22 protein-coding genes are annotated in these 24669 nt (G+C 73.7%); 10 read left to right on the forward strand and 12 right to left on the reverse strand.

Annotated features, from left to right (window positions below; genetic code table 11):
- The first annotated feature begins 37 nt into the window (after window positions 1-37).
- Window positions 38-1591 (forward strand): SulP family inorganic anion transporter, encoded by a 1554-nt coding sequence (locus ACIG3E_RS39350; protein ID WP_399625698.1) that lies wholly within the window; start codon window positions 38-40, stop codon window positions 1589-1591.
- Window positions 1592-1664: 73 nt separating this feature from the next.
- Here ACIG3E_RS39350 and ACIG3E_RS39355 read toward each other — a convergent pair whose 3' ends face one another.
- A complete protein-coding gene (locus ACIG3E_RS39355; RefSeq protein ID WP_399625699.1) occupies window positions 1665-2231 on the reverse strand; it encodes a MarR family winged helix-turn-helix transcriptional regulator in 567 nt (188 codons plus the stop codon).
- Between the two features lie 68 nt (window positions 2232-2299).
- Here ACIG3E_RS39355 and ACIG3E_RS39360 point away from each other — a divergent pair, with 68 nt between their 5' ends.
- Window positions 2300-3019, forward strand: a complete 720-nt coding sequence (locus ACIG3E_RS39360) for an SDR family NAD(P)-dependent oxidoreductase (protein WP_399625701.1) — start codon at window positions 2300-2302, stop codon at window positions 3017-3019.
- Window positions 3020-3040: 21 nt separating this feature from the next.
- Here ACIG3E_RS39360 and nadE read toward each other — a convergent pair whose 3' ends face one another.
- The 7 genes from nadE to ACIG3E_RS39395 all read right to left on the reverse strand — a co-directional run bounded on the left by nadE (window position 3041) and on the right by ACIG3E_RS39395 (window position 12013).
- The gene (nadE, locus tag ACIG3E_RS39365; protein ID WP_399625703.1) at window positions 3041-3862 is read right to left on the reverse strand and encodes an ammonia-dependent NAD(+) synthetase; all 822 of its coding nucleotides are present in this window, start codon (window positions 3860-3862) and stop codon (window positions 3041-3043) included.
- Between the two features lie 115 nt (window positions 3863-3977).
- Complete coding sequence (gene dctA / locus ACIG3E_RS39370) at window positions 3978-5336, reverse strand: C4-dicarboxylate transporter DctA (RefSeq protein ID WP_399625705.1); 1359 nt, start codon at window positions 5334-5336, stop codon at window positions 3978-3980.
- A 91-nt stretch (window positions 5337-5427) separates the two neighbouring features.
- Window positions 5428-6486, reverse strand: coding sequence for a tartrate dehydrogenase (locus ACIG3E_RS39375; RefSeq protein ID WP_399625707.1), 1059 nt, complete (start codon window positions 6484-6486; stop codon window positions 5428-5430).
- A gap of 73 nt (window positions 6487-6559) precedes the next feature.
- Complete coding sequence (locus tag ACIG3E_RS39380; protein ID WP_399625709.1) at window positions 6560-7456, reverse strand: LysR family transcriptional regulator; 897 nt, start codon at window positions 7454-7456, stop codon at window positions 6560-6562.
- Between the two features lie 168 nt (window positions 7457-7624).
- A complete protein-coding gene (locus ACIG3E_RS39385; RefSeq protein ID WP_399625712.1) occupies window positions 7625-8086 on the reverse strand; it encodes a pyridoxamine 5'-phosphate oxidase family protein in 462 nt (153 codons plus the stop codon).
- A gap of 82 nt (window positions 8087-8168) precedes the next feature.
- Window positions 8169-10994: an ABC transporter substrate-binding protein gene (locus tag ACIG3E_RS39390; RefSeq protein WP_399625715.1), complete on the reverse strand. Its 2826-nt coding sequence runs from the start codon at window positions 10992-10994 to the stop codon at window positions 8169-8171.
- 188 nt (window positions 10995-11182) lie between these two features.
- Entirely contained in the window at window positions 11183-12013 is an 831-nt protein-coding gene (locus tag ACIG3E_RS39395; RefSeq protein WP_399625717.1) for an MBL fold metallo-hydrolase, read from the reverse strand.
- A gap of 90 nt (window positions 12014-12103) precedes the next feature.
- On the opposite strand from ACIG3E_RS39395, the gene ACIG3E_RS39400 reads away from it, so the two are divergent.
- On the forward strand, window positions 12104-12703 hold the full coding sequence (locus ACIG3E_RS39400) for a CGNR zinc finger domain-containing protein (protein ID WP_399625719.1): 600 nt from the start codon (window positions 12104-12106) through the stop codon (window positions 12701-12703).
- Between the two features lie 18 nt (window positions 12704-12721).
- Here the strand turns inward: ACIG3E_RS39400 and ACIG3E_RS39405 are convergent, their stop codons facing one another.
- Both ACIG3E_RS39405 and ACIG3E_RS39410 read right to left on the reverse strand, forming a co-directional pair.
- The gene (locus ACIG3E_RS39405) at window positions 12722-13201 is read right to left on the reverse strand and encodes a DinB family protein (protein WP_399625722.1); all 480 of its coding nucleotides are present in this window, start codon (window positions 13199-13201) and stop codon (window positions 12722-12724) included.
- Window positions 13198-13860 (reverse strand): class I SAM-dependent methyltransferase, encoded by a 663-nt coding sequence (locus tag ACIG3E_RS39410; protein ID WP_399625725.1) that lies wholly within the window; start codon window positions 13858-13860, stop codon window positions 13198-13200. The genes ACIG3E_RS39405 and ACIG3E_RS39410 overlap by 4 nt, the downstream gene beginning before the upstream one ends.
- A gap of 255 nt (window positions 13861-14115) precedes the next feature.
- Here ACIG3E_RS39410 and ACIG3E_RS39415 point away from each other — a divergent pair, with 255 nt between their 5' ends.
- The gene (locus ACIG3E_RS39415) at window positions 14116-14694 is read left to right on the forward strand and encodes a helix-turn-helix domain-containing protein (RefSeq protein WP_399625727.1); all 579 of its coding nucleotides are present in this window, start codon (window positions 14116-14118) and stop codon (window positions 14692-14694) included.
- 62 nt (window positions 14695-14756) lie between these two features.
- Here ACIG3E_RS39415 and ACIG3E_RS39420 read toward each other — a convergent pair whose 3' ends face one another.
- Window positions 14757-15209, reverse strand: a complete 453-nt coding sequence (locus ACIG3E_RS39420) for a nucleoside deaminase (protein ID WP_399625729.1) — start codon at window positions 15207-15209, stop codon at window positions 14757-14759.
- Window positions 15210-15400: 191 nt separating this feature from the next.
- Between ACIG3E_RS39420 and ACIG3E_RS39425 the strand changes: the two genes are divergently transcribed.
- The 4 genes from ACIG3E_RS39425 (at window position 15401) to ACIG3E_RS39440 (ending at window position 21648) form a co-directional block, all read left to right on the forward strand.
- Window positions 15401-17536, forward strand: coding sequence for a hypothetical protein (locus ACIG3E_RS39425; protein WP_399625731.1), 2136 nt, complete (start codon window positions 15401-15403; stop codon window positions 17534-17536).
- Window positions 17537-17545: 9 nt separating this feature from the next.
- Entirely contained in the window at window positions 17546-19099 is a 1554-nt protein-coding gene (locus ACIG3E_RS39430) for a hypothetical protein (protein ID WP_399625733.1), read from the forward strand.
- Window positions 19100-19202: 103 nt separating this feature from the next.
- Window positions 19203-20594: an NADP-dependent succinic semialdehyde dehydrogenase gene (locus tag ACIG3E_RS39435; protein WP_399625735.1), complete on the forward strand. Its 1392-nt coding sequence runs from the start codon at window positions 19203-19205 to the stop codon at window positions 20592-20594.
- Window positions 20595-20622: 28 nt separating this feature from the next.
- Window positions 20623-21648: a PHP domain-containing protein gene (locus tag ACIG3E_RS39440; protein ID WP_399625737.1), complete on the forward strand. Its 1026-nt coding sequence runs from the start codon at window positions 20623-20625 to the stop codon at window positions 21646-21648.
- Window positions 21649-21675: 27 nt separating this feature from the next.
- Here ACIG3E_RS39440 and ACIG3E_RS39445 read toward each other — a convergent pair whose 3' ends face one another.
- Window positions 21676-22062, reverse strand: a complete 387-nt coding sequence (locus ACIG3E_RS39445; protein WP_399625739.1) for a hypothetical protein — start codon at window positions 22060-22062, stop codon at window positions 21676-21678.
- A gap of 168 nt (window positions 22063-22230) precedes the next feature.
- On the opposite strand from ACIG3E_RS39445, the gene ACIG3E_RS39450 reads away from it, so the two are divergent.
- The gene (locus tag ACIG3E_RS39450) at window positions 22231-23049 is read left to right on the forward strand and encodes an AraC family ligand binding domain-containing protein (RefSeq protein WP_399625741.1); all 819 of its coding nucleotides are present in this window, start codon (window positions 22231-22233) and stop codon (window positions 23047-23049) included.
- 136 nt (window positions 23050-23185) lie between these two features.
- Window positions 23186-24640, forward strand: coding sequence for an L-lactate permease (locus ACIG3E_RS39455; RefSeq protein ID WP_399625743.1), 1455 nt, complete (start codon window positions 23186-23188; stop codon window positions 24638-24640).
- Window positions 24641-24669: the final 29 nt, after the last annotated feature.

Consider the following 24669-nt stretch of genomic DNA (forward strand, 5'->3'; position numbering starts at 1 on the left):
AGATCCGGTGAAACCCACGAAAGCTGACGTACCGACCATGAAAAGGCCCTCAGTGCGTGACTTCGCCACTCTGCGCGCGGACTTCACCGCGTCGATCGTGGTCTTCCTCGTCGCCGTCCCCCTGTGCGTCGGCGTGGCCGTCGCCTCCGGCGTACCGGCCGAGCTCGGCCTGGTCACCGGCATCGTCGGCGGCCTCCTGACCGGTCTGCTGCCCGGCAGCAGCCTCCAGGTCAGCGGCCCGGCCGCCGGTCTGACCGTCCTCGTCTACGAGGCCGTGCAGGAGTACGGCATCGCGGCGCTCGGCGCCCTGGTGCTGATCGCCGGGCTCCTCCAGCTGGCCATGGGAGCCCTGCGGCTCGGCCGCTGGTTTAGGGCGATATCCGTGGCGGTGGTGCAGGGGATGCTCGCGGGCATCGGCCTCGTCCTCATCGCCGGGCAGCTGTACGCGCTCGTCGACGCGAAGGCTCCCGCGTCCGGCCTGGACAAGCTGGCCGAACTGCCCCGGCTCGCCGCCGACACGGCTGGTTCCGGCGACGCCCTGGCCGCGTTCGCCGTCGGCACCGGCACCATCGCCGTCCTGGTGCTGTGGCCGCGGTGGCGCGGGGCCGCCCGGGTGCTGCCCGCGCCGCTCGCCGGGGTCGCCCTGGCCACGCTCGCCGTGTTCGCCCTCGACCTGTCGGTGGCGAAGGTCGAGGTGCAGGGCCTGGTGGACGCGGTCCAGCCGCCCGGCGGCGACGCCTTCTCCGCCCTGGTGGAGGGCGGCGCCCTCGCGGGCGCGCTCGGCACCATCCTCGCCTTCACCCTGATCGCGTCCGCCGAGTCGCTGTTCAGCGCGGCCGCCGTGGACCGCATGCACGACGGCCCGCGCACCGACTACGACAAGGAGCTGATGGCCCAGGGCGCGGGCAACGCCGTGTGCGGGGCGCTCGGCGCGCTGCCGATGACCGCGGTGATCGTGCGCAGCGCCGCCAACGTGCAGGCCGGTGCCAGGACCAAGGCGTCCCGGGTGCTGCACGGCGTGTGGCTGCTCGCCTTCGCCGCGGCGTTCCCGGCGGCCCTCGGCGTCATCCCGGTGGCGACGCTCGCCGGAGTCCTGATCCACGCGGGCTGGAAGCTGATCCCCGTCAAGGCGTTCGGGCCGCTGTGGCGCGAGCACCGCGGCGAGGCCCTGGTGCTCGCGGTGACCGCCCTCGCGATCGTGGCGACCAACATGTTCGAGGGCGTCCTCATCGGCCTCGCCCTCGCCATCGTCAAGACGGCCTGGGACACCTCCCACGTACACCTGGAGGTCGACGGGCTGGAGGGGACCGGCACGATCCGCGTCCGCGTGGTCGGCAACGCCACGTTCCTGCGCCTGCCCAAGATCCTCGACCAGCTGGAGGCCCTGCCGGGGGACCGCAGGACCGAGCTGGACCTGTCGGGCCTGCGCCACCTGGACCACGCCTGCTCGACGGCCCTCACCATCTGGGCCGAACGGCACGCCACGGTGACGGCGTCCGACCGCGACACGCCACCCGCGGGGAGCGCGAAGCACCGCCAGGAGGACGAGGACCGCGAGGAGCACAAGGAGACCGCGGGAGCGCGGCGCTGACCGTGCGCCCCCGGCTCCGGCGGAGCGGGTGCGGCCCGGACGTGGACCCTCGCGTCCGCGCCCATCCGTGGCCTCAGAGCTGCCCCACCTGAGTGATCCCGTGGTCGCCGACGCGGTCCTGGACGTCGTCGAGGAGGACGCGCAGCAGCTCCGCGAGCTGGGTCTGCTGCGCGGGCGTGAGCGAGGCGATCAACTCGGCGTCGCGCAGCAGGACTTGGTCCACCGTCGCCTCGACGAGCTCGTGCCCGGCCGGAGTGAGGGCGACCAGGACGGCACGGGAGCGGTCCGGCGCCGGGGCGCGGGTGACGAGCCCCTCGCGTTCGGCGCGGGCGACGCGCTGGGAGACCGCGCCCGCCGTCACCAGACAGCGGTGGCCGATCTCCCGGGTGGTGAGCGTGTACGGAGGGCCGCTGCGGCGCAAGACGCTGAGCAGGTCGAGCGTGGCCGTGTCGACCCCGGCGCGGGCGAGCACGGCCCGCCGGTCGTCGCCGAAGAGCTTGGCCAGCTGCCAGATCGGCGTGACGATCCCGATGGAGTCGACCGGGGTGCCGGGGCGCTCGCGCTGCCAGGCCTCGGCGATGGTCCGGGCCGTGGGGCGGGCGTCGGCCGCCTCCTGCGCGCCGTGTGGATCTCTTGTCACGGGGAGCCCCCTCGTACTACGTTTAGATCTAAATTTAGGCCTATATGAACGTGATCGGAGCTCAGCATATGGCACGCACCATCCTGGTCACCGGCGGCGGCACGGGCATCGGCAGGGCCGTCGCGCGGCACTTCGCCGCCCAGGGCGACAAGGTGTTCATCACGGGCCGCAGGCCCGGCCCGATCGAGGAGTTGGCCGCCGAGACCGGCGCCCACGCCCTGGTCTGCGACCACACGCACCCCGACGACCTGTTGCGCCTCCTCGACGCGCTGCCCGAGCGCATCGACGTCCTGGTCAACAACGCGGGCGGGAACGTGGTCTTCGACGCCGACGGGAAGACGGACCTGGCCTCCTACGCCCGGGACTTCCGCGCCAATCTGGAGGCCAACCTCATCAGCGCCGCCCTCACCACCCGGGCGGTGACGGACCGCCTGGCCGAGGGCGGCGCCGTCGTCCACATCGGCTCCATCGCGGCCGACCAGGGAGCGGGATCCTACGGCGCCGCCAAGGCGGGCCTCGCCACCTGGAACATCAGCCTCGCGGGCGAACTCGGCGCCCGGTCCGTCACGGCGAACGTGGTCGCGCCCGGCTACATCGCCGACACCGAGTTCTTCCGCGACAAGCTCACCGAGGAGCGCCGCGGGCAGCTGGTGGCGGCCACCGCCACGGGCCGCCCCGGCACCCCCGACGACGTCGTGGGCGCCGTGGCCTTCCTCGCCTCACCGGCGGCCCGGCACATCACGGGGCAGGTCCTGCACGTGAACGGCGGAGCGCACACCACTCGCTGACCAGCGGGGACAGTGCGGGGCTCAGGGCGCGATCGGCAGCTGGCGCTTGTGCTCGGTGAGGCGGTAGCGGCGGACGATGGCCTCGAAGGCGGGCCCGTCGACCGGCTTGCCCTCCAGGAAGTCGTCGATGTCGTCGTAGGTGACGCCGAGCGCGTCCTCGTCGGGCTTGCCCGGGCTCAGCGTCTCCAGGTCCGCGGTCGGGGTCTTCCACACCAGGGCGGTGGGCGCGCCCAGGGCCTCGGCCAGGGCACGGACGCGCCGCTTGGTGAGGCCGGTGAGCGGCACCACGTCCGCCGCGCCGTCACCGAACTTGGTGAAGAAGCCGGAGACCGCCTCCGCGGCGTGGTCGGTGCCCACGACCAGGCCCTCGTGCGCGCCCGCGACCGCGTACTGGGCCACCATGCGCTGGCGGGCCTTGATGTTGCCGTGGACGAAGTCCTGGTGGTGCGCGTCGCGGAAGGCCGTGCCCCCGGCGAGGACCGCTGCGAGGGCCGCGTCGCTCGCGGGCCGCACGTCGACGGTCAGGGCCTGGTCGGGCCGGATGAAGTCGAGCGCCAGCTGCGCGTCGTGCTCGTCGGCCTGCGTGCCGTACGGCAGCCGCATCGCGAAGAACGTGGCGTCGTGCCCGGCGGCGCGGACCCGCTCGACGGCCAGCTGACACAGCCGCCCCGCGGTCGTGGAGTCCACGCCGCCGCTGATGCCGAGGACCAGCGAGCGCAGGCCCGTGGAGGTCAGCCGGTCGGCGAGGAACGCCACCCGGCGCTCGATCTCCTGCTCCGCCTCGAAGGTCGGGCTCACCTGGAGATCCCGGGCGATCTCCTGCTGGAGGGATATGGGCGCCATGTCGGTCACGGTCGTTCCTCGGTCGGGGTCGGCACGCGCCGTCGGCCGGGGCCGCGCGCGTCCAGGGACGGAAGAACTCTAGAGGAAGGCCGCGCGGCCCCCGCCGCCAGGCGGCTCAGGCCTTGGTCGGCAGCTCCACGGGGGCCTCGGCCCGGCCGTCGGCCTCCTCGGCGGGGGCGGGATGCGGGGCGCGGGCCTTGAGCACCTCGTTGACGCGCGCGGTATCGAGGTCGTTCTCCCAGCGGGCGACGACGAGCGTGGCCACGCTGTTGCCCGCGAGGTTGGTCAGGGCACGGCACTCCGACATGAACTTGTCGATGCCGAAGATGAGCATGATGCCCGCCGCCGGGACGGTGCCCACCGTGGACAGCGTCGCGGCAAGGGCGATGAAACCGGCACCGGTGATGCCGCCGGACCCCTTCGAGGTCAGGATCATGACGGCGAGCAGCCCGAGCTGCTGGCCGATGCTCAAGGGGGTGTCGGTCGCCTGGGCGATGTAGACGGCCGCCAGGGACAGATAGATCGAGCTGCCGTCCAGGTTGAAGGAGTAGCCCGTGGGCACCGTCAGACCGACGATGTCCCGTCTGACGCCGAGGCCCTCCAGCTTCTGCATCAGGCGCGGCAAGGCGCTCTCGGACGACGAGGTGCCCAGGACCAGGACGAACTCCTCGCGCAGATAGCGGAGCAGCCGGAAGATGTTGATCCTGAGCGCGGCGGTGACCGCGCCGAGCACCACGACCACGAAGAACGCGGACGTGCCGTAGAAGAGCCCGATGAGCTGCCCGAGGCTGGTGAGCGTGGAGACGCCGTACGCGCCGATCGTGTAGGCCATCGCGCCGAAGGCGCCCACGGGAGCGGCCAGCATCACATGGTGGAGGATCTTGAAGGCTACGGCACTGAGGCGGTGGACGCCCTCGACGACCGGTTCGCCGACGGGACCGACGGCCTTGAGGGCGACGCCGAAGAGCACCGAGAGGAAGATGACCTGGAGGACGTTGCCCTCGGCGAAGGCGCCCACGGCGCTGTGGGGGACGATGTCGGTGAGGAAGTGCCACCAGTCCTGTTCCTGCCCGTCCTTGACGTACTGCCGCGCGTCGCCTTCCAGGCGCAGCGCGCCCGGGTCGGCGTGGACGCCCGCGCCGGGCTGGAAGACGTTGACGGCGACCAGGCCCACGAGCAGGGCGGCGAGCGTCCCGGCCTGGAAGTAGAGCAGGGACTTCAGGCCCACGCGGCCGACGCGGCCGAGGCTGTCGACGCCGCCGATGCCCGCCACGACGGTCAGGAAGACGATCGGGGCGATGAGCATCTTGATGGCGGCGACGAAGGTGGTGCCCACCGGCTCCAGGGCGGTGCCGACCGAGGGCCACAGCCAGCCGGTGAGCACCCCGGTGACGATGGCGGTCAGGACCCAGAAGTAGAGCTGCCGGTACCAGGGCCGCTGGGGCGCGGGTGCGGGGGACGCGGGTGCTGCCATGGCGTTACTCCTCGTCGAGGAACGGGCGCAACCGGCCTTCGGGCTGCTCGCGGCGGCCGTCGGCGGCAAAGGGGGCGCAGGGGGGCGCAGGTCAGAGAAGTTCGAGGACCTTGTCGGTGAAGGCGGCGGTCGTGGCGGTGCCGCCCAGGTCGGCGGTGCGCACGTCGGTCTTCGCGAGGACGCCCGCGACGGCGTCGGTGACGTCCTTGGCCGCCGCCGGATGGCCCAGGTGGTCGAGCATCAGGGCCGCCGACCAGATCGCGCCCAACGGGTTGGCGATGCCCCGGCCCGCGATGTCGGGCGCCGAACCGTGCACCGGCTCGAACATCGAGGGGAACTCCCGCTCCGGGTTGAGGTTCGCGGCCGGGGCGATCCCGATGGACCCGGCGATCGCGGCCGCGAGGTCGCTGAGGATGTCACCGAAGAGGTTGGAGGCGACCACCACGTCGAACCGGCCCGGGTCGAGGACGAACTTCGCCGCGAGGGCGTCGATGTGCTCCTGCTCCCAGGCGACCCGGGGGAAGCGGGGCGCGCGCTCGGCGACGAGCTCGTCCCAGAAGGGCATGGTGTGCACGATGCCGTTCGACTTCGTCGCCGAGGTCAGACGGCCGCCCCGGCGCGCCGCGAGGTCGAAGGCGTAGTCGAGGACCCGGCTGACACCGGCCCGCGTGAACACGGCCTCCTGCACGGCGAGTTCCTCGGGGAAGCCGCTGTTGAAGCGCCCGCCGACCTGGCTGTACTCGCCCTCCACGTTCTCGCGGACCACCACGAAGTCGACCTCACCGGCGCGCGCGTTCCGCACGGGGCTCTCGATGCCCTCGAAGACGCGGATGGGCCGGAGGTTGACGTACTGGCGAAAGCCACGCCGGATCGGGATCAGCAGGCCCCACAGCGAGACGTGGTCGGGCACCTCGGGGTGGCCCACCGCGCCCAGCAGGATGGCGTCCTTGTCGCGCAGCTGGTCGAGGCCGTCGTCCGGCATCATCGCGCCCTCGCGCAGATACCGCTCGCAGGACCAGTCGTCGTACGAGGTGTAGGTGAGGCCGAAGCCGTGGCGGCGGCCGAGGACGTCGAGGACCTGCTGCGCGGCGGGCAGCACCTCGGTGCCGATGCCGTCGCCGGGGATCAGGGCGATGCGGTGGTTCGTCATGCCGTCGATTCCAGCAACGGGCCCGTACCGGCGTCCAAGACGCATACCGGATCTGCCTGATAGGCGGCCCTTATCAGGAGGCCTCGTCCGGGGCGCGGGACGCGACGGCGGCCGCGGCGAACGCGGCAGCGGCCGGGGACAGCACGCCGCGCCTGCTGACCAGGGCGATGTCGAGCGTGGTCGCGGGCTCGATGTCCAGGACGCGGGCGCCCGCCCGCCGGGCGAACTCCCGCCAGGAGTCCGTGACGACGGCGAGCCCGACCCCGGCCAGGACCAGCGGCAGCAGGGCCACCCGGTGCTCGGTCTCCGCGGCCACGGTGAAGTCGACGCCCCGCTCGCGCAGCGCGTCCACGTAGGCGCGCATGCCGGTGCCCGGCTGCCCGACGATCAGCCGCTGCCCGGTCAGCTCCGCGCAGCCGAGCGCGTCCCGCCCGGAGAAGGGGCCGCCGGGCGGCACCACGAGCACGAACCGCTGCCGCCCGAGCACGTGCGCGGCGACCTCCTTCTCCGGCACCGCCCCGGCGGTCGCGAGCAGCCCCAGCTCGACCGCGCCCGTGCGCACCAGGTCGATGACGTCCCGCGCGGTGAAGGCCGCCTTCACGGCCACCGAGACGCCCGGGTGGTCGTCGCTGAACGCGTGGATCAGCGTGGTGAGCGGCTCCACCGCCTGCGACGGCATGGAGGCGATGTCGAGGCGGCCCGCGCGCAGCTCGCGCACGGCGTCGACGCTCGCCCGCGCGGTGTGCAGGCTCCGCACGGCCGCGCGCGCCGGTTCGATGAGGGCCTGACCCGCCTCGGTGAGGACCGCCCGGCGGCCGACGCGGTGGAAGAGTTCCGTGCCGATGTCACGCTCCAGGGCCCGGACCGCCTGCGAGAGCGAGGGCTGCGACACGTACAGCGCCGCGGCGGCGCGGTGGAACCCGCCGCGGTCGACGATCGCGAGAAAGTACTCCAGCTGCCGGACATCCATGGCCGCACCCTCTCAGAAGCGCTGCCCGCGGCCCGCTTCCCCTCCGGCGAAGGCCATGACCCCGCGCAGCAACGGTCGGTCAGCCGATCAACTGGCGCACCGGGGCGAGGTGAAGCTGTGGGACACGGTGGGGCAAGGCCATCACCGGCAGCCACTGACCGGGGGCGGCTACCCGAGCCACACCCCCGCCCGCATGAGCACCCGCCCGGAGAGCTCGGACTCGCCGCGCCAAGCCAGCACGGTGTCCGGAGTCACCCGCAGATAGACGTACGACCCCTCGTCCGTTCGCGGGTCCCAGCCGAACTTCGCCGCGAATCCGGCCGCGCCCTCCTCCGGCACCTGTGGTGCGGGGAAGCAGTCCGCCGTCCCGCGCAGCTGCACCACGTCGAACGTGTCCGGCAGGGCCAGGCGTACGCGGGGGTCCGCGCGGAGGTTGCGCGCGGTCACGGTGGTCTCGCCGGTGCAGAGCCACAGCGCGTGCCCGTCCCACCAGAACCACAGCGGCACTTGGTGCGGGCCGTGCTCCGGATGGGCGGTGGACACCCAGACGTCTCGTTCGCGGTCCAGGCGTGCCAGCGTGTCGTGGGTGCGTTCCCGCACGTCGCGGCGTGTGGTGTCGGTGCTCTGCATGGGGAGCGACCGTAGCCGGTGGTGCGGGGAGCGCGCATGGGGCACCGGACCTACGTCCGAGGTCCGAGACCGCCCGGGAGGGTCAGCGGCGTACGTACGCGTTGAGCGGTGACACCCCGTCCAGGTCGACCTGGAGCCCGCGCAGCGCCTCGGAGTGCAGGAATGTGCGCGTCGGCACGTACAGCGGCACGGCCGCCGCCTCCTCCATCACGCGGCGGTCGACCCTCGACCACAGCTCGCCCGCGGCGGTCACCGAGTCCGCGCCGTCGGCGGCCTCGATCGCGTCGTCGACCTCGGAGTTCTTGAGGCGGGAGTAGTTCGACGAAGCGGGGGCGGCGGTCTCGCTGTCGAAGTAGTCCGGCAGGAACGAGGAGGCGACAGGAAGGCCACCGCCGACGGCCAGGCGGAACAGGTCGTACTTGCCGTCGCCCGCGTTCTTGAAGTAGTCGGTCGGCTTGTCCTGCTTGAGTTCGACCCGGAACCCCGCCTGCTTCAGTGCCGCCTCGATCACCTCGGCGCGCTGGGCGTCCGCCTCCGTGCCGTAGCCGAGGGTGATCCGGTAGCCGCTCTTGCCCGCGTCCTTGAGGAGTGCGCGCGCCTTGGCGGGGGACCCGCGCTCCCCGGCGTCGTACAGGTCGAAGGGGTGGGCTCCGCGCACGCCCGGGGGCAGCAGGTTGTGCTGGACCGTCCCGTTCTCGCCGCCCGCCGCGAGGACGTCGGCCGCGGGCAGCGCGGTGGCGATGGCCTTGCGGACCGCGCGGTTCTTCACCCGCTGCGTGTTGATCATGTACGTCTGCACATACGAGGAGGGCGCCGTCAGACGGCCCGCGCCGGAGGCCTTGTCGAGGTCGCCCTTGGCGAGGGTCCCGGTGAACGTCATGACCGCCTCGCCCGGCCGCGCCGCCAGCGTGCGGGACTTGATCTGGTCGTCGCTGACGCCGCCCTCCATCCGGTACGAGTCCGGGTAGGCGGTGCGCAACGGGTCGGTGGTCGCACGCCAGGCGGGGTTGCGTGTGAGAACGAGGTCCTTGCCGCTCTGGTAGGCGTTGATCTGGTAGGGGCCGGTGGACGGCAGCGTCCCGGAGTTCACCGGGGTGTTCTTGACCTTGTCGGGCAGGGGCGCGCCGGTGGGGCCCGCGAGCGCGACGTTGAAGTCCGAGCGGGGGACTTCGAGATGGAAGACGATCGTCCGGTCGTTGGGCGTCTCGATGGCGCCCGGCGGCAGCGAGCGGGCGCTGGTTCCCGTGGTGGCGTCCTTGCCGAGGAGCCAGCTGCGTACGGTCTTGTCGCCGAGGGAGAACTGCGGGCCGAGGGTGCGCTCGACGGCGTGGGCGAAGTCCTTGGCGCGCACGGGAAGCCCGTCGTTGTACGTCAGTCCCTCCTTGAGGGTGAACGTCCAGGTCCGGCCGCCCGCCGTGGGCCGCCCGGCGTCGGTGGCCAGATCGCCGACGAGCTTGACCGAGCCGTCGGGCAGCGTCTTGAGGCCCGTCAGACTGCGGTAGACGAGGCGCGAGACGAGGCGTTCGGCGCCCGACCACATCATGCCCGGGTCGATGGTGGTGGGCTCGTAGGGGTCGAGGACCGTGACGGAGCCGCCCCTGCGGGCGCCGCCGACGGCGGGCGAGGGGCCCTTGGAGTCCGCGGCCGTGCCGATGGTCAGCGTCTCGGTCCTGGCCTGCTCGGCCACCGCGGGGCCCTTGGCGCCGATCCGGCCGCCCTTCCCGCCGCCGGTGCCGCGGCCGTCCGAACTGCCTGAGCCGCCGTCCTTCGCCGTCTTGTCGGCGTCGCCTCCGCCGTCCTTGTCGAAGGGGTTGACGACGGCGAGCACGGCGACGAGCGCGGCGACGGCGACGGCCGCCCCGGCCGGAAGCCACCATCTGCGCCACCACGGACGGGGTCCGCTCCCGGCCGCGACCAGCGGCTGCGGCACGGGCCACGGCGTCGGCGGACCCTGGGGCATGGGTGGGGCGAGCGGGTACTCGGCCGCTCCCACGGGCTCCAGGGGCGCGGCCTGGGGCGCGGGCACGGGTGCGGGCGGAGGCGTCGGCACGGGCCGGAGCCCCGCCGTGCGCGCGAGGGCATCGAGGGCCTGACGTGCCTCGTCGGCGCTGGGCCTGCCGGTCGGGTCCTTCGTCAGCGTCCGGCCGACGAACGCGTCCCACTCCGGGGTGAGTTCCGGCCGCCGTGCGGAGGGCGGGTCCGGGGCCTCGTACACATGGCAGTGCATCAGGGCGGCCTCCGACGGCGCGTCGAAGGGCGGCGATCCGGTGAGCATCTCGTGGACCATGCAGCCCAGCGAGTACACGTCGGTGCGCCCGTCGGCGGGCCCGCGCGTGAACCGCTCGGGGGCCATGTAGTGCAGCGTGCCGATGGGGGAGTCGGAGGTGCGGGTGAGGTAGCCGCCGGTCGCCCCGGTCGCGTCGAGGAACTTGGCGATGCCGAAGTCGAGGACCTTCACCGTGCCCTCGTCGGTGACGATCACGTTGGCCGGTTTGATGTCCCGGTGCACGATGCCCGCCCGGTGGGCCACGGCGAGGGCCCGGCACACCTGCCCCGCGATGTCCGCCACTCGCTCCGGCGCGAGGCCGTCGCCCTCGGTGAGCAGCGCGTTCACCGTACGGCCCGTGAGCAGCGGCATCACGAGGTACGGGACGTCGCCGTCCGCGCCGTGGTCGAAGACCGGCACGATGTATGAGCTGTCGAGCGCCGCCGCGGCCCGCGCCTCGCGGACGAAGAGCGCCAGCATCCGCTCCCGCTCGGGCCCCGACGTGTGCCGGGGCAGCCCGAGCAGCTTGACGGCCACGTCCCGGTCGAGGCGCGCGTCGCGGGCCCGCCAGACGGCGCCCATGCCTCCCGCGCCTATCCGCTCCGTGAGCGTGTACCGCCCGTCCAGGACCGTGCCGCGCATTACTTACCCCAACCCCCGAAAGGCTCGCCCGCCGTGGGCGGCAAGGTCAATTTACCCGCGCGGTGGCGGAGTTGGAGAGGTTTGGTGACGCGGACGCGGACGACCGCGTCTCATCGGCGTTTCGCCGAGGCCTCACCGGCGTCTTCCCGGCGTCTCGACGGCTGGTGTGGCCCCGGCCCGGCGGGTCTTCAGGTGAGCTGAAGGCGGTCGTCGAGCCCCGCGGCCTTGAAGGCGGCCACGACGTCGTCGCGGCCCTCGGTGAAGTGGGCCCAGCTGTCGCAGTGCACGGGCACGACCCTGCGCGCCCCGAGGATCGCGGCGGCCTCGGCGGCCTGGGCGCTGTCGAGGACCAGCAGGGCGCCGTCGAAGACGGGGACGCGCGGCGCCCCGGCGAAGAGGATCGCGGTGTCCACCGGGCCGAAGCGCGCGGCGATCTCGCGGACCAGGCCGAGCGAGGCGTTGTCCCCGCTCACGTACACCGTGGGCAGATCGGCCGAGGTCAGGACGAAGCCGACGACCTCGCCGACGGTGGCCTCGACCTCCTCGGTGCCGAGTTCCTCCGGGCCGTGCAGCGCGGGCACGCCCGTCACGGTCACCGTCCTGCCGTCGGGCCGGTCGAGGTCGACCGACGCCCACGGGGCCAGGCCCTGCGCGGCGCCGCCGAGGCGGCGGGCACCGCTGGGGGTGGTGAGAGTGAGGGGTATCTCCGCGAGGAGGGCCCGGCCGGACTCGTCGAGGTTGTCGGGGTGTTGGTCGTGCGAGAGCAGGACGACGTCGATGCGGCCGAGCTCGGCGGGCGTGGCCGCGGCGGGCGCGGTCTTGACCAGCTCGCGGCCCGGTAGCGGATAGCTGCGGGGCGCGTCGAAGGTGGGGTCGGTGAGGAACGTCAGACCGCCGTACTCGAAGAGCGCGGTGGGGCCGCCGACGACGCGGACGGGAATCCGCTCGCCGGGCGTACCGTCGGCGGCCGCGGGCGAGGAGGGGCTGGAAGCAGCCGAGGGGGAGCCGGAAGAAGTCATGGGAGAGCACCTCACGGATGAGTAGTGGTGTATCCGTGAGGTGAAGCTAGTTGGTCCTCATGGATGAGCGCAAGCCATACCATGAGAGTCATGAAGGACAGCGTGACCGCCGAGTCGGAGCTGCCGCCCGCGCCGGGCGCCGAGCGGTACCCGGCCCTCGCCTTCGCCGACAGCGCGATCGCGCTGCCCGGCGGCCAGTTCCTCGATCTGCTCGGCAGCCCCGCCGCGGCGAACCGATGGCTCGTCGAGCACGGCCTCGCGCCCGACGACGCCGGACTCCAGGAGATGTGCGCCGCGCAGCTGCGGACGCTGCGCGAACAGATCCGGGCCCTGCTCGCCTCCCGCGTCGACGGGCACCCCGCGCCCGAGAGCGCGCTCGCGGCGGTCAACGAGGCCCTGACCCGGGCGCCCGCGGCCTCCCTGCTGCACTGGGACCCCACCCGCGGCCTGTACCGGGCCGCCTCGCACCCCACCGCCCAGATCGTCGAGCACGCCCTGGCCGCCCTGGCCGCCGACGCCGCCGACCTCCTGACCGGGCCCGACGCCGACCGCCTCACCGCCTGCGGCTCCACCCCCTGCAACCGCTACCTGCTGCGCCACGGCCGCCGCCACTGGTGCTCCACCCGCTGCGGCGACCGCGCCCGGGCGGCCCGCGCCTACGCGCGGCGCACCCGGGCCGAGGCGTGCTGAGGCCCGGGCCCCGACCCGTCAGTGGCCCGTGGAACCATCGATCCGCTCGCGGAGGATGTCGGCGTGGCCCGCGTGCCTGCCGGTCTCCTCGATCATGTGCACCAGGACCCATCGCATCGAGGGTCCCGGCCCCCGGCCTGGCGGTCGAGGGGCGGGCAGCGTCAGATCGGGGCAGGCGTCGATGACGTGGTTCGCCCGCTCGACGGTCCTTCGGTAGTCGGCCAGCACGCTCTCGACGGTGTCCTCGGCGGACGGCCGCATGGTCGTGTGCCAGGGGCCGACCTCCTCGCCGAGGAAGTAGAACCGCTCGACGATCGCCAGATGCCTGACCAGGCCGAGGAGGTTGGTGCCCGACGGCACCCCGCCCGTGCGGACCTGCGGTTCCGGTACGCCCGTGACCTTGGCGGCGACCGCGTCGCGCAGCTGGTCGAGGCAGCCGAGGAGGACCGCCTTCTCGTCGGGGGCGGTCGACGGCGCGCGGGTGTCCTCGGCGCTCATGCGGCGGCCCGCCGGACGAGCAGGACGTTGTCGACGACGGTGGCGGTCTCACCGGCGGGTCCGACGGCCCGGCGGCGCGGCATGTCGGCGCGCACGACGGACCACCGCGCCGGGTCGAGAGCGAGCGCGGCGGCCGTCTCGTCCGGCGTGGGGTAGTGCACGTCGGGGTCCTGGTTCCACGACCAGGGCGCGGTGGAGCCGTGGTCGACGACCAGCAGGAGGCCGCCGGGCCGCAGCGCCCGCGCGGCGGTACGCAGGATGCGGGCGCGCGGCAACTCGAACGGGGTCTGGAAGTACTGGGCGGAGACGAGGTCGAACCGGCCGATGGGAAAGCTGTCGGCCAGGTCGTGCCGTTCGGCGGTGACCAGCTCGGCGACACCGAGTGCGCGGGCGTGGGTCCGCACCTGTTCGACGGCGGTGGCGGAGATGTCCACGGCGGTCACGTGCCACCCCTGCCGGGCCAGCCAGAGGGTGTCGCCGCCGGGGCCGCAGGCCAGGTCCAGGGCGGCGCCGGGGCGCAGCGGCGCGGCGACCTCGGCGAGCAGCGGGTTGACGCGCGTGGCCCGGCCGCTCCGGGCGCGGTAGATCCGCTCCCAGAACTGGGCGGCGTCCTCTTCCGCCGCGCTGTCGGTGGGCTGGGGGTGGTGGGTGGAGTCCATCAGGGGTGTCCCTTCGTCTGAGCCGTCTGAGCCGTCTGAGCCGTCCGGGCCGTCTGAGCTGTCCGGGCCGTCGAGCCTTCCGAGTCGCCCGGGCTGGGCTGCCGGAGTCACCCGAGCCCTCTGCACGGCCGGAGCCATCCGAGCCGTCCGCCGCGTCCGCGCATCGGCGCCGTCGGCTCCGGCGATGTGCCGCCAGCATCGCCAGGCCCTTTCCGCTCTTGCAAGAAAAGTTGCGGATCTGCATCATCGGGCAGCATGGACACCCCCACGGAGGACGTGCTGGCCGGAGTCGGGCCGCGGCTGCGCGCCCTGCGCCAGGCGCGCCACACCACGCTCGCGGCGCTGGCGAGCGAGACCGGCCTGACGGCCAGCACCCTGTCCCGCCTGGAGAACGGCAGGCTCCGCCCCACGCTGGAACAGCTCCTGCCCCTGGCCCGGGCGCACGGCGTCCCGCTCGACGACCTCGTCGCCGCGCCGCCCACCGGCGACCCGCGCGTACACCTGCGGCCGGTGCGGCGGTCCGGGCTCGTCCTCGTGCCCCTGACCAGGCGCGCGGGCGGCGTCCAGGCATACAAGGTGATCTATCCGCCCGCGGACCGCTCACCGGCCGTGACCTTGCAGTCCCACGAGGGGTACGAGTGGTTCTACGTCCTCAACGGGCACGTCAGGTTCGTCCTCGGCGACCACGAACACCGCTTCGGCCCCGGCGAGGCCGCCGAGTTCGACACCCGCGTACCGCACTGGATCGGCAGCGCCGACAGCAGCCCCGCCGAACTGCTCGCCCTGTTCGGCCCGCAGGGGGAACGGGCCCATGTGACCCCGGCCGGGCACTGACCGCGCGAACCGACCGGCCCGGGACCGGCGGAGACAGGGCCCGGCCCCCCGCAGGCGCGGGTCTACGCCCCGATGTCCTCCTGCCACAGCTGCGGGTGGGCCTGCGTGAAGGCGGTCATCAGGGCGACGCACTCGGGGTCGTCCAGGATCACGACCTCCACGCCGTGCTCGGCCAGCCAGTCGTGCCCGCCGTGGAACGTCCGCGCCTCGCCGACGACGACCCGCGAGATCCCGAACTGCCGGACCAGGCCGCTGCAGTACCAGCACGGCGAGAGCGTCGTCGCCATCGTCGTACCGCGGTACGTCCGCTGCCGCCCGGCCGCCCGGAAGGCGGCGGTCTCCGCGTGCGCCGACGGATCGCCGTCCTGCACGCGGCGGTTGTGACCGCGGCCGAGCAGGGTGGACCCGTCCGGCGCGTACAGGGCCGCGCCGATCGGGATCCCGCCCTCGGCCAGACCCGAGCGAGCCTCCTCCAGCGCGGTACGCACCATCCGCCGGTCCGATTCCCTCACCATGGGCCTGTCCTCCTGAGCTGCGGGCGACGCGGTTCGCCCAGCGTGGCACGTACCGGCCCCAAGACCGTGCCGGACAGTTGTTGTCGCGCCGCGCAAGCTGCCCTATCGTCTCTCTCCACACAGCCACGGCCGGTCCACCAGCGGGCGCGGGCACGCCGGGGCCGACGGGGAAGAGAGCGCCGGGGGGCGGGATGGGGCGCCATCTGTACCACCTCAGTGCCGTGGTCGACGAACTCGCCCCGGCGATGGTGGGGATGCCGCCCGGCGGGGGACCGTGGACCAAGCGCAGGTTCCCGCACGCCCCGCCCGTCGTGGAGATCGTCGGTGACCGGGCGACGGGCAAGACAGCCGTACTCGACGCGCTGTACGCCGGATACCACGCCCATGTGCCGACGGCCCACGTGGACCTCGCCGAGCCGCCCTACTCGGCGGCTGGGCAGACGGATCGCGAGCGCCTGGACTCGGCCAACGCCTCGCCGGTCACCAACCTCCTCTTCCAGATGTGCTACGAACTGTCCACCGCCCCCAAGGGGAACGGCCGCCCCCTGTCCTTCCCCCGGCTCTCTCCCGCGCTGCTGCTGGTGACCGCGTGGCGGCGGGAGGCCGCCACCTCGGGTCCCGTGCCACCGGCCGACCTGACGGCCGCGGAAGGGGAACTGAGGGAGCTGCTGACCGCGCGGCACCCGGACCCCAGGGTCCGGGACGCACTGCTCAGACGCTGGTTCACCGCGCTGGGCAGCGTGGTGGCGGGACTGCTCCCGGGCGTGCCGGGGCTGGAAGGCGTACTCCAGGCCGCGTCGGAGACGCTCTTCGACCGCAAGGGGCAGGCGCCCCGCCTCGCGTGGTGGCGCTCCCGACTGGACGACGCCAACGGCGACGCGGTGCGGCGGCTGTTCCTGCTCGTCCAGAAGTTCCGCCGCCGGGGACCGGACCGCGCGGCGGTGGAGGCCCACCTGCTGGACGCGCTGCTCGCGGACATCGACGGCGCCTACGGCCCCTGGGGGCGCAAGACCCGCCACCCCCCGCTCATCCTCCTCGACAACGTGGACGACGTTCTGCGGAAACGCCTTCTCGACCCGTTCGTCGAACGGTACGCGCGCCTCGCACAGGAGCGCCCGGGGCACAGCCGGGCCATGCTCCCCGTCGTCTTCGCGTCCTCCCTCGGCCGCGGCTGCGATCCGGGCCTGACACCCACCACCGTCGAAGCGCCGTGGCACCGCACCGAGCTCTGCCCGCCCCGCACCTGGCTGCTGCGCCTCGGGATCCCCCACGTGGGCGATCCGCACATCCGCGCGATGCTCAGCGGTACCGACTATCCCGCCGCTCTTCCGGCGGTCGTCGAACGACTCAGCGGGGGCCGCACGGGCTGTGCCCTGCTCCTGACCGAGACAGCGGTGGAGCGGATCGAGGGCTCCGACCCGCTCGACCTGGACGAACTCCTCTCGCTGCCCTCACCGGACGCCGGGCAACCGCTCGCCGTGCGACTGCTGGACCAGCTGCTTCCGGACCCCGCCCTGCGGGACCAGGCCCTGGCGGTCGCGCCCGCGCTGGAGACGGGCGCCGCGGCCGACCTGCTGCGGCTGCCCCGGTCGGACTTCCCCGCGCCCCCACCCGCCCTCCAGGTCAGACGGCTTCTCGACGGCACCCTGGAGCGGCCCCACTGGAACCACCGCCCCTGGCCGTCGGCGTACGGCAGAGCCCCCCTGATCACCGACCGGGCGCTGCGCGCGATCCTGCTCCACCGACTGCGCACCGAGGGCGGCCCGGAGCGCTGGTCGCACATCCACTCCCGGCTCGCGGGCCACTACAACCCCGGTGACGTGCTGGCCGCCGACTCGGTCCGCCACGACCCGCGGTATCTGCACCACGCCCTGGCGCTTGGCCTGTTCGACTCCCTGGTCGTGCGGGCGCTGCACCACCGCTATCTGCGCAGCGCGCCCTCCGACTGGCTGCGCGACCTCAACCTCGTCGCCGCCGCACCCCAGGCGTTCGACGGCTTCGCGCCCGAACACGCGCCGTCCAGCGGCGATCTGCCACCGTGCCCGGCGTGCGCCGATCAGGAGAGCGGGGCCGAGGCGCACGCCGCGATCCGGCTGCTGCTCGCGTCCGTATGGCGGCTGTCCGCGCCGTCGGCCGCTCCTCCGTCGGGCCACGCGGACCGGCGCGCGGTGCTCGTACGGGCCGCGCTGGAGGCGCTGTGCACGGACTACGGCCGCCGCCCGCGGCCCGGCCAGGCGTACAACGCGTACATCGACGCCGTCGCGGCCGACGGCTGGATCGATGCCCTGGTGAACGGCGTACAGGCCCCCGATCTCCCCGTCGTGTGAGGTGGTGTGATGGACATGCCCTTCCGCCGGTGGTGGCGGTGGCACACCGCGAAACCGCCGATCGTGCGGTTCGTCCACTGGCTGCTGGTGTCCGCGCTCGTCGCCTCGCTGGGGGTGTGGGCCGGTCTGGAGCTGAGCGACACCTCCTGCGCGGCCGGGGTCGACCAGCGTGGTGACGACGACGAGTGCACGGGCGTCACCGACGGCGCGTACGCCTTCAACGACGCACTCCGTCCCGTCTCGGCCCGCATCAAGGAAGAGAACGACCGCGTCACCCGTGGCGACAAGCCCTACGCGACCATCGCCCTCATGATCCCGATGACTCCGGGAGCGGACCAGCGGGCCGAACGCGCCGAGGTCCTCCGGGAGGTCCAAGGCGCCTACCTCGCCCAGTACCGGGCCAATCACGAGAGCAAGGAAGAGCCGCCGATCCGCCTCGTCCTGGCCAACCCGGGCCGTGAGATGGCCCGTTGGAGAGAGGTCACCGACCAGCTCGCCGCGATGTCGGCGTCCCGCGAGCACCGGCTGCGGGCGGTCTTCGGCTTCGACGTCAGCGTCGGGCGGACCGAGCAGACCATCGACCGTCTGACCAACGACAAGGGCATCGCGGTCGTCGGCGGCCCGATCACCGCCGACGGGCTTGCCAACGACGCACGGCACCCCCGGCGCTATCCGGGCCTGGCCAAGGTCGTCCCCTCCAACCGGGAGCAGGCGCGGGCACTCACCCACTCCCTCCACGTCGAACCGGCGCGGACGTTCCTCGTGGAGGACACCTCCGAGAACGACCTCTACGCCCGCTCGCTGCGTGCCGCCTTCCGGGCCGAGACCAAGGGAACGCCGTACGCTCCGGAGCAGTACGACGCCGACAAGGTCACGGCCAACGACTTCGTCCAGATGGTCAACAACCTCTGCGACTCCAAGGCGACCACGGTCTACTTCGCGGGCCGTCCGCGCGCCCTGAGCCAGCTGGTCGCCGCCCTGGGCAAACGCGGTTGCGCCTCGCGGCACTTCAGGGTGGTCACCGTGTCGGGAGCCTCCACCCTCGCCCTCGACCCGACCATGGACTGGGGCGCCTTCTCCCACGGCGCCGGACTGACCGTCGAGTACACCACGATCACCCATGAGGACGCCTGGACCACAGGACACCCGCCTGCGACCGGGGGTTCGGCCGCCGACTTCCACGCGCTCGGCCGGCTCGTCAAGAGCGCTCGACGCGACTCCTCCGTCGGTGACATCGGCCCCACCGGCCTCGCGGACGGACGCACCATCACCGCCCACGACTCGGCCCTGACCGCGATCGCCGGAATCCGCAACCGGGTGGTCGCCAAGGACCAGGTGCCCGCCCAGGACGGCATCGCGGCGGCATGGCCACGGCTCCACGGCCGTCAGCGCGTCAACGGCGCCAGCGGCTGGATCTGCCTCAACGGCTACGGCACCCCCTACGACAAGGCCGTCGCCATCGTGCGGCTTTCGCCCGACCCCCGGCGGCACATCCAGTTCGAGAAGCTTGCCTGGCCCGAGGGGAAGCCGCCCAGCGCCCAGTGCAGGGCCGAGCCCGAATGAGCGGTCAGTTCGCGCCCCCGCCCGCGAGCGGTCCGCCACGCCCGCGTTGCGCCCGGGCGGGCGACGCGGGAAGGTCGAAGGAGGCGGACGAGGAGGCCATGGCATGCCCATCGCAACGGTCAACCCGGCGACCGGCTGGACCGAGCTGACCTTCGAGCCACTGAGCGCCGAGGAGATCGAGGCGCGGCTGAGCCGCGCCGCCGCGGCCTTCGAGCGCTACCGCACCACCGGCTTCGCCGACCGCGCCGCCCTGCTCCACCGCGCCGCCGACCTGCTCGACGAGGACACCCCCGACATCGCGCTCACCATCACCTCCGAGATGGGCAAGCCCGTGCGGGCGGCCCGCGCGGAGGCCGCCAAATGCGCCAGGACCATGCGCTGGTACGCCGACCGCGCCGAGGCCCTGCTCGCCGACGAGCGGCCCGACGACGGCGACGTACGCGACTCCGGCGCGTCCCGGGCCTTCGTCCGCTACCGCCCCCTGGGCGTGGTCCTCGCCGTGATGCCGTGGAACTTCCCGCTGTGGCAGGTGGTGCGGTTCGCCGCGCCCGCCCTCATGGCGGGCAACGTGGGGCTGCTCAAACACGCGTCGAACGTGCCGCAGACCGCCCTGTACCTGGAGGACCTCTTCCTCCGCGCGGGCTTCGACACGGGCTGCTTCCAGACGCTGCTCGTCGGCTCCGACGCCATCGAGTCCATCCTGCGCGACCCGCGGGTGGCCGCCGCCACCCTCACCGGCAGCGAGGACGCGGGCCGCTCCGTCGCCGCGATCGCCGGTGACGAGATCAAGAAGACGGTCCTCGAACTGGGCGGCAGCGACCCCTACCTCGTCCTGCCGTCGGCCGACGTCGACGCGGCCGCCACCACCGCCGTCACCGCGCGCACGCAGAACGCGGGCCAGTCCTGCATCGCCGCCAAGCGGTTCATCGTGCACACGGACGTGTACGACGCCTTCCTGGAGCGCTTCACCGCGGGCATGCGGGAGCTGACCGTCGGCGACCCCACGGACGAGAGCACCGACGTGGGCCCCCTCGCCAGCGCGCAGGGCCGCGACGACCTGGAGGAGCTCGTCGACGACGCCGTGCGCCGCGGCGCCACCGCCGTCTGCGGCGGCGGGCGGCCCAAGGGCCTCGACCGGGGCTTCTATTACGAGCCGACCGTCCTGGTCGGCATCACCACCGAGATGCGCGTCCACCGCGAGGAGACCTTCGGCCCGGTGGCCACGGTCTACCGCGTGGCGGACCTGGAGGAGGCCATCGCCGTGGCCAACGACACCTCGTTCGGCCTGAGCTCCAACGCCTGGACCACCGACCCGGCCGAACAGGAGCGCCTCGTACGCGATCTGCGGGCGGGCGGGGTCTACTTCAACGGCATGACCGCCTCGCACCCGGCCTTCCCCTTCGGCGGAGTCAAGCGCTCCGGCTACGGCCGCGAGCTGTCGAGCCACGGCATCAAGGAGTTCTGCAACGCCACCACCGTGTGGCACGGGGCCTGAACGCCCGGGAGACCGGCAGGTGGCAGCCATGGAGCCCGTCGAGGCACTGAACCGCATCGCCTTCCTGCTGGAACGCGTCCACGCGCCCACCTACCGGGTACGCGCCTTCCGCACCGCCGCGGCCGCCGTCGCCGCCCTGACGCCGCAGGAGCTCGCCGAGCGGGTCCGTACGCACACCCTGGAAGCCCTCAAGGGCATCGGGCCCAAGACGGGCGCGGTGGTGCGCGAGGCGCTCGACGGTCAGGTGCCCGGCTACCTCGCCCGCCTGGAGGAGGAGGCCGAGCAGCCCCTGGTGAGGGGCGGCGCCGAGCTGCGGTCCCGGCTGCGCGGCGACTGCCATCTGCACTCCGACTGGTCCGACGGCGGCAGCCCCATCGAGGAGATGGGCCGGGCCGCCGCCGCGCTCGGCCACGAGTGGGCCGTCCTCACCGACCACTCGCCCCGGCTGACCATCGCCCGCGGCCTGTCGCCCGACCGGCTGCGCGAACAGCTGCGGGTGGTGGCCGCGCTCAACGAGACGTGGGCCCCGTTCCGCCTGCTCACCGGCATCGAGTGCGACATCCTGGAAGACGGCGGCCTCGACCAGGAGCCCGAGCTCCTCGCCCGGCTCGACGTCGTGGTCGTCTCCGTCCACTCCAAGCTGCGCATGGACGCCGAGGCGATGACCCGCCGCATGGTCAAGGCCGTGCGCAATCCGCACGCGGACGTCCTCGGCCACTGCACCGGCCGCCTCGTCACCGGCCGCGGCCGCCCCGAGTCCACCTTCGACGCCGACGCGGTCTTCGCCGCCTGCGCCGAGTCCGGCACGGCCGTGGAGATCAACAGCAGGCCCGAGCGCAAGGACCCGCCCCGGCGGCTGCTGCGCCGCGCGGTCGACGCCGGGGTCCTGTTCGCCATCGACACCGACGCGCACGCGCCCGGCCAGCTCGACTGGCAGATCATCGGCTGTGCCCGCGCCGAGGAGTGCGGGGTACCGGCCGAGCGCACCGTCACCACCTGGAACGCCGAGGACCTGCTCGCGTGGACGAGCAGGTCCGGGCAGGGTCCGGCCTGAGCCGGTGTCCTCCGAGGTGGGGCGCGGTCAGTTCGTGAGGGTCACACAGGGCAGACCGACGCTCGCACCGCCGCGGAAGCCCTCCGCGCACAGCCGCGTGCCCGCCGGGAAGTGCCGCTGGGGGTAGGCCTGGTCCCGGTAGGTGCGGAACGCGGCGACGTCCTCCACCTTCGTGTGGGCGCTCCAGCCGTTGGTGGTCCACACGCGCGCGCTGATGCGGTGCGGCTGGTTGGTGTTGGTGACCGACACCTCGACGCGGCCCAGATAGGTCCCGGTGTCGTACGTCTCGATGCAGACCGAGTGGTTGCACCACTTGCCGTCGGCGACCGCCGAGGGACCGGTGGCGACGACGCAGCCGAGGGCGGCGGCCAGCGCCCCGACCCCCGCGGCGATCTTCCTGGTGATGTCGAGCATGGTGAGCCACCCTCATGTGTGTCGCGACGCCCGTGACCAGCTCACGGACTCCCGGCCGGACCAACGCGGCGCAAGATCATTGGTTACGGGACCCGGGGCGGCCAGACCGGTGAGTCGACTGTGACCAGGGCCCTAGGCCGACGCGCGGCCGTCTGCGAGCATGCGCCGATGACCGAGGAAGGCGAACACGCACGGCTCTGGGCCGCGCCCGGCAGCGCGCAGGTCGAGCTGCTGTCCGCGCGGTTCGAGCGCTTCGCCTTCGACCGGCACAGCCACGAGGAGCTGTCCGTCGGCGTCATCGAGGAGGGCGCGGAGGGGCTGCACCTGGCCGGGGGCAAGGTCGTGGTCCCCGCGGGGCAGCTGGTGATCCTCAACCCCGGGCAGGTGCACACGGGTTTCGCCGCTGAGGAGTCCGGCTGGCGGTACCGCATGTTCTACTTCGACACCGCCATGGTCGACGAACTGGCCGAGGAACACCTGGGCGTTCGGGACGTCTGGTTCGGGCGGACGGCCGTGCCCGACCCCGAGCTGTTCGCGGGCCTGCGCCGCGTGCACCGCGCACAGGAGCGCGCCCAGGACCCCCTCACCGCCGAGTCCCTGCTGCTCGGCGCGCTGACCACGGTGCTGCTCCGGCACGCGAGCACCGGCCGGGCCCCCGCCACCGGGCCACGGCGGGACCCGCGCCGGGGCCCGGACCTGGCGCGGCAGCTGCTCCACGACCGCTGGGCCGAGCCCGTCACGGTCGCGGAGCTGAGCGCCGCCGCGGACATGCCGCGCGCCTCCCTCATCGCCGCCTTCCGGCAGGCGTACGGGCTGCCCCCGCACGCCTACCTGCTGCGCCTGCGCGCCAACCGCGCCCGCCGTCTCCTCCTGACCGGACAGCGCCCCGCCGAGGTGGCCGCCGTCACCGGCTTCGCCGACCAGGCCCATCTGACCCGCGTCTGCAAGCGCTACTTCGGCGTGACGCCGGGGGCGATCCGCCCCTGACCGCGGCCGCCCAGCTCGCCGCGTACGTCAGTACACCGTGAGACTTTCGTTCAAGACCGCCCCCGCGCCGCCGCGCCAGGCTGGCCCCGTCGAACAAGGAGAGACGGAAGGCGGCTGAACAGACATGGTGTGGGCGATGGCGGTGTCCCCGCTGGTCGTGGTCCTGGGGATGATCACGGGACTGCGCCGGGCGGCGCACTGGGCGGCGGTCGTGGGGGCGGTCCTCGCGGCCCTGCTGATCTGGTGGCTGCCGGACTTCGCGCTGGCGGGCGACGCGGCGGCCGGGACGGCGGGCGGGGCCGGGCTGCTGGTGCTCAACGCCGCGGCGGTGATGCTCCCCGGCGTCTATCTGAGCCAGGTGCTCACCCGCCGCGCGGTGCACGAGGCGTTGCAGGAGTGGGTGCGCGCGCTCCCGCTGCCGGGGCCCGCGACGATCGCCCTCGTGGTGGCGGGCATCGCCCCCACGGTGGAGGCCCTCACCGGCTTCGGCGTCTCGCTGCTTGTCACCGTGCCGGTGCTGCTCGCCCTCGCGCCGCCCGCGACCGCGCTGCGACAGGCCATGCTCGGCATGAACATCATGCCGTGGGGCACCCTCGGCCTCGCCACCGTCATCGGCGCCGCCCTCACCGGCACCGGCACGGCCGACCTCGGCACCGCCACAGCCGTCACGAGCGCCCTGGTCTTCCCCCTGGTGACCGCGTGGGCCGCGCTGCTCGCCCGGCCGCGGCGACGGTTCCGTACCGCCGTGGTGGCCGCGGGCGCGGGCGGGCTGCTCGCGCTCGGGCTGCTCGCCCTGAACCGCCTCGGCGCGGTCCAGCCCGCGGGCGTCCTGGCCGGGCTCGTGACCACCGGTGCCGGGCTCGCGCTGTGCGCCGCCCGCCGCGGGCGGACCGGCTCCGGCGCCGCCGGTCGGCTGCTGCCGCCGCGCGCGGTCCTGTCCGCGTACGGCCTCGTCCTCGGCGGCATCGCCCTGACGCGCGTCGCCAAGGCGGTGGGCGTGCCTCCCCTCGCCCTGCACGCGGGCGACGTGAGCTTCGCGCTGCTGAGCTCGCCGGGCCTGCCGCTGCTCGCCGCGGCCCTGATCCTGGACCGGGGCCGCCCGCACAGCCGGGACGCGCGCACCGCGCTGACCCGCGTCGGCAGGCCGCTGCTCGCCCTGACCGGGTTCGTCGCCCTGGGGCGGCTGATGGCGGACAGCGGCATGATCGGGGAGCTGGGCTCCGCCGTCGCCGGGGCGCCGCCGCTGGTCATCGCCCTGGCCGCGCCCGCGCTCGGCATGCTCAGCGGCTTCCTGACCGGCTCGAACGTCGGCGGCAACGCGCTGATGATGCCGCTCCAGGAGCGCCTTGCCCCGGACGGCGCGGGCCTCGACACCTGGTTCGCCGCCCTGCAGAACAGCGCGGCGGGGCACACCGTCTTCACCTCGCTGCCCATGATCATGCTGATCCTGGCGGTGGCCGGTGACCGCGCCAAGTCCGCGGGCGTCACCGAACGCGGCCTGCTGCGCTTCGGCCTGCGGGTGGCCGCCGCGGTGTACGCCGCCCTGGCCGTGACGGCGGTCGCCGTGGTGGTCATCGGCGGAGCCGCCTGACCCGCCGCGGGACCGCTGAGCCGGGGCCG

It is taken from the genome of Streptomyces sp. NPDC053474 (assembly GCF_044544845.1).
Classification (GTDB): Bacteria; Actinomycetota; Actinomycetes; order Streptomycetales; family Streptomycetaceae; genus Streptomyces.

Coding starts and splice junctions, on each gene's coding strand:
- ACIG3E_RS39350 (WP_399625698.1), top strand. CDS start 38: ATGAAAAGGCCCTCAGTGCGTGACTTCGCCACTCTGCGCGCGGACTTC.
- ACIG3E_RS39360 (WP_399625701.1), top strand. CDS start 2,300: ATGGCACGCACCATCCTGGTCACCGGCGGCGGCACGGGCATCGGCAGG.
- nadE (WP_399625703.1), bottom strand. CDS start 3,862: ATGGCGCCCATATCCCTCCAGCAGGAGATCGCCCGGGATCTCCAGGTG.
- dctA (WP_399625705.1), bottom strand. CDS start 5,336: ATGGCAGCACCCGCGTCCCCCGCACCCGCGCCCCAGCGGCCCTGGTAC.
- ACIG3E_RS39375 (WP_399625707.1), bottom strand. CDS start 6,486: ATGACGAACCACCGCATCGCCCTGATCCCCGGCGACGGCATCGGCACC.
- ACIG3E_RS39380 (WP_399625709.1), bottom strand. CDS start 7,456: ATGGATGTCCGGCAGCTGGAGTACTTTCTCGCGATCGTCGACCGCGGC.
- ACIG3E_RS39385 (WP_399625712.1), bottom strand. CDS start 8,086: ATGCAGAGCACCGACACCACACGCCGCGACGTGCGGGAACGCACCCAC.
- ACIG3E_RS39390 (WP_399625715.1), bottom strand. CDS start 10,994: ATGCGCGGCACGGTCCTGGACGGGCGGTACACGCTCACGGAGCGGATA.
- ACIG3E_RS39395 (WP_399625717.1), bottom strand. CDS start 12,013: ATGACTTCTTCCGGCTCCCCCTCGGCTGCTTCCAGCCCCTCCTCGCCC.
- ACIG3E_RS39400 (WP_399625719.1), top strand. CDS start 12,104: ATGAAGGACAGCGTGACCGCCGAGTCGGAGCTGCCGCCCGCGCCGGGC.
- ACIG3E_RS39405 (WP_399625722.1), bottom strand. CDS start 13,201: ATGAGCGCCGAGGACACCCGCGCGCCGTCGACCGCCCCCGACGAGAAG.
- ACIG3E_RS39410 (WP_399625725.1), bottom strand. CDS start 13,860: ATGGACTCCACCCACCACCCCCAGCCCACCGACAGCGCGGCGGAAGAG.
- ACIG3E_RS39415 (WP_399625727.1), top strand. CDS start 14,116: ATGGACACCCCCACGGAGGACGTGCTGGCCGGAGTCGGGCCGCGGCTG.
- ACIG3E_RS39420 (WP_399625729.1), bottom strand. CDS start 15,209: ATGGTGAGGGAATCGGACCGGCGGATGGTGCGTACCGCGCTGGAGGAG.
- ACIG3E_RS39425 (WP_399625731.1), top strand. CDS start 15,401: ATGGGGCGCCATCTGTACCACCTCAGTGCCGTGGTCGACGAACTCGCC.
- ACIG3E_RS39430 (WP_399625733.1), top strand. CDS start 17,546: ATGGACATGCCCTTCCGCCGGTGGTGGCGGTGGCACACCGCGAAACCG.
- ACIG3E_RS39435 (WP_399625735.1), top strand. CDS start 19,203: ATGCCCATCGCAACGGTCAACCCGGCGACCGGCTGGACCGAGCTGACC.
- ACIG3E_RS39440 (WP_399625737.1), top strand. CDS start 20,623: ATGGAGCCCGTCGAGGCACTGAACCGCATCGCCTTCCTGCTGGAACGC.
- ACIG3E_RS39445 (WP_399625739.1), bottom strand. CDS start 22,062: ATGCTCGACATCACCAGGAAGATCGCCGCGGGGGTCGGGGCGCTGGCC.
- ACIG3E_RS39450 (WP_399625741.1), top strand. CDS start 22,231: ATGACCGAGGAAGGCGAACACGCACGGCTCTGGGCCGCGCCCGGCAGC.
- ACIG3E_RS39455 (WP_399625743.1), top strand. CDS start 23,186: ATGGCGGTGTCCCCGCTGGTCGTGGTCCTGGGGATGATCACGGGACTG.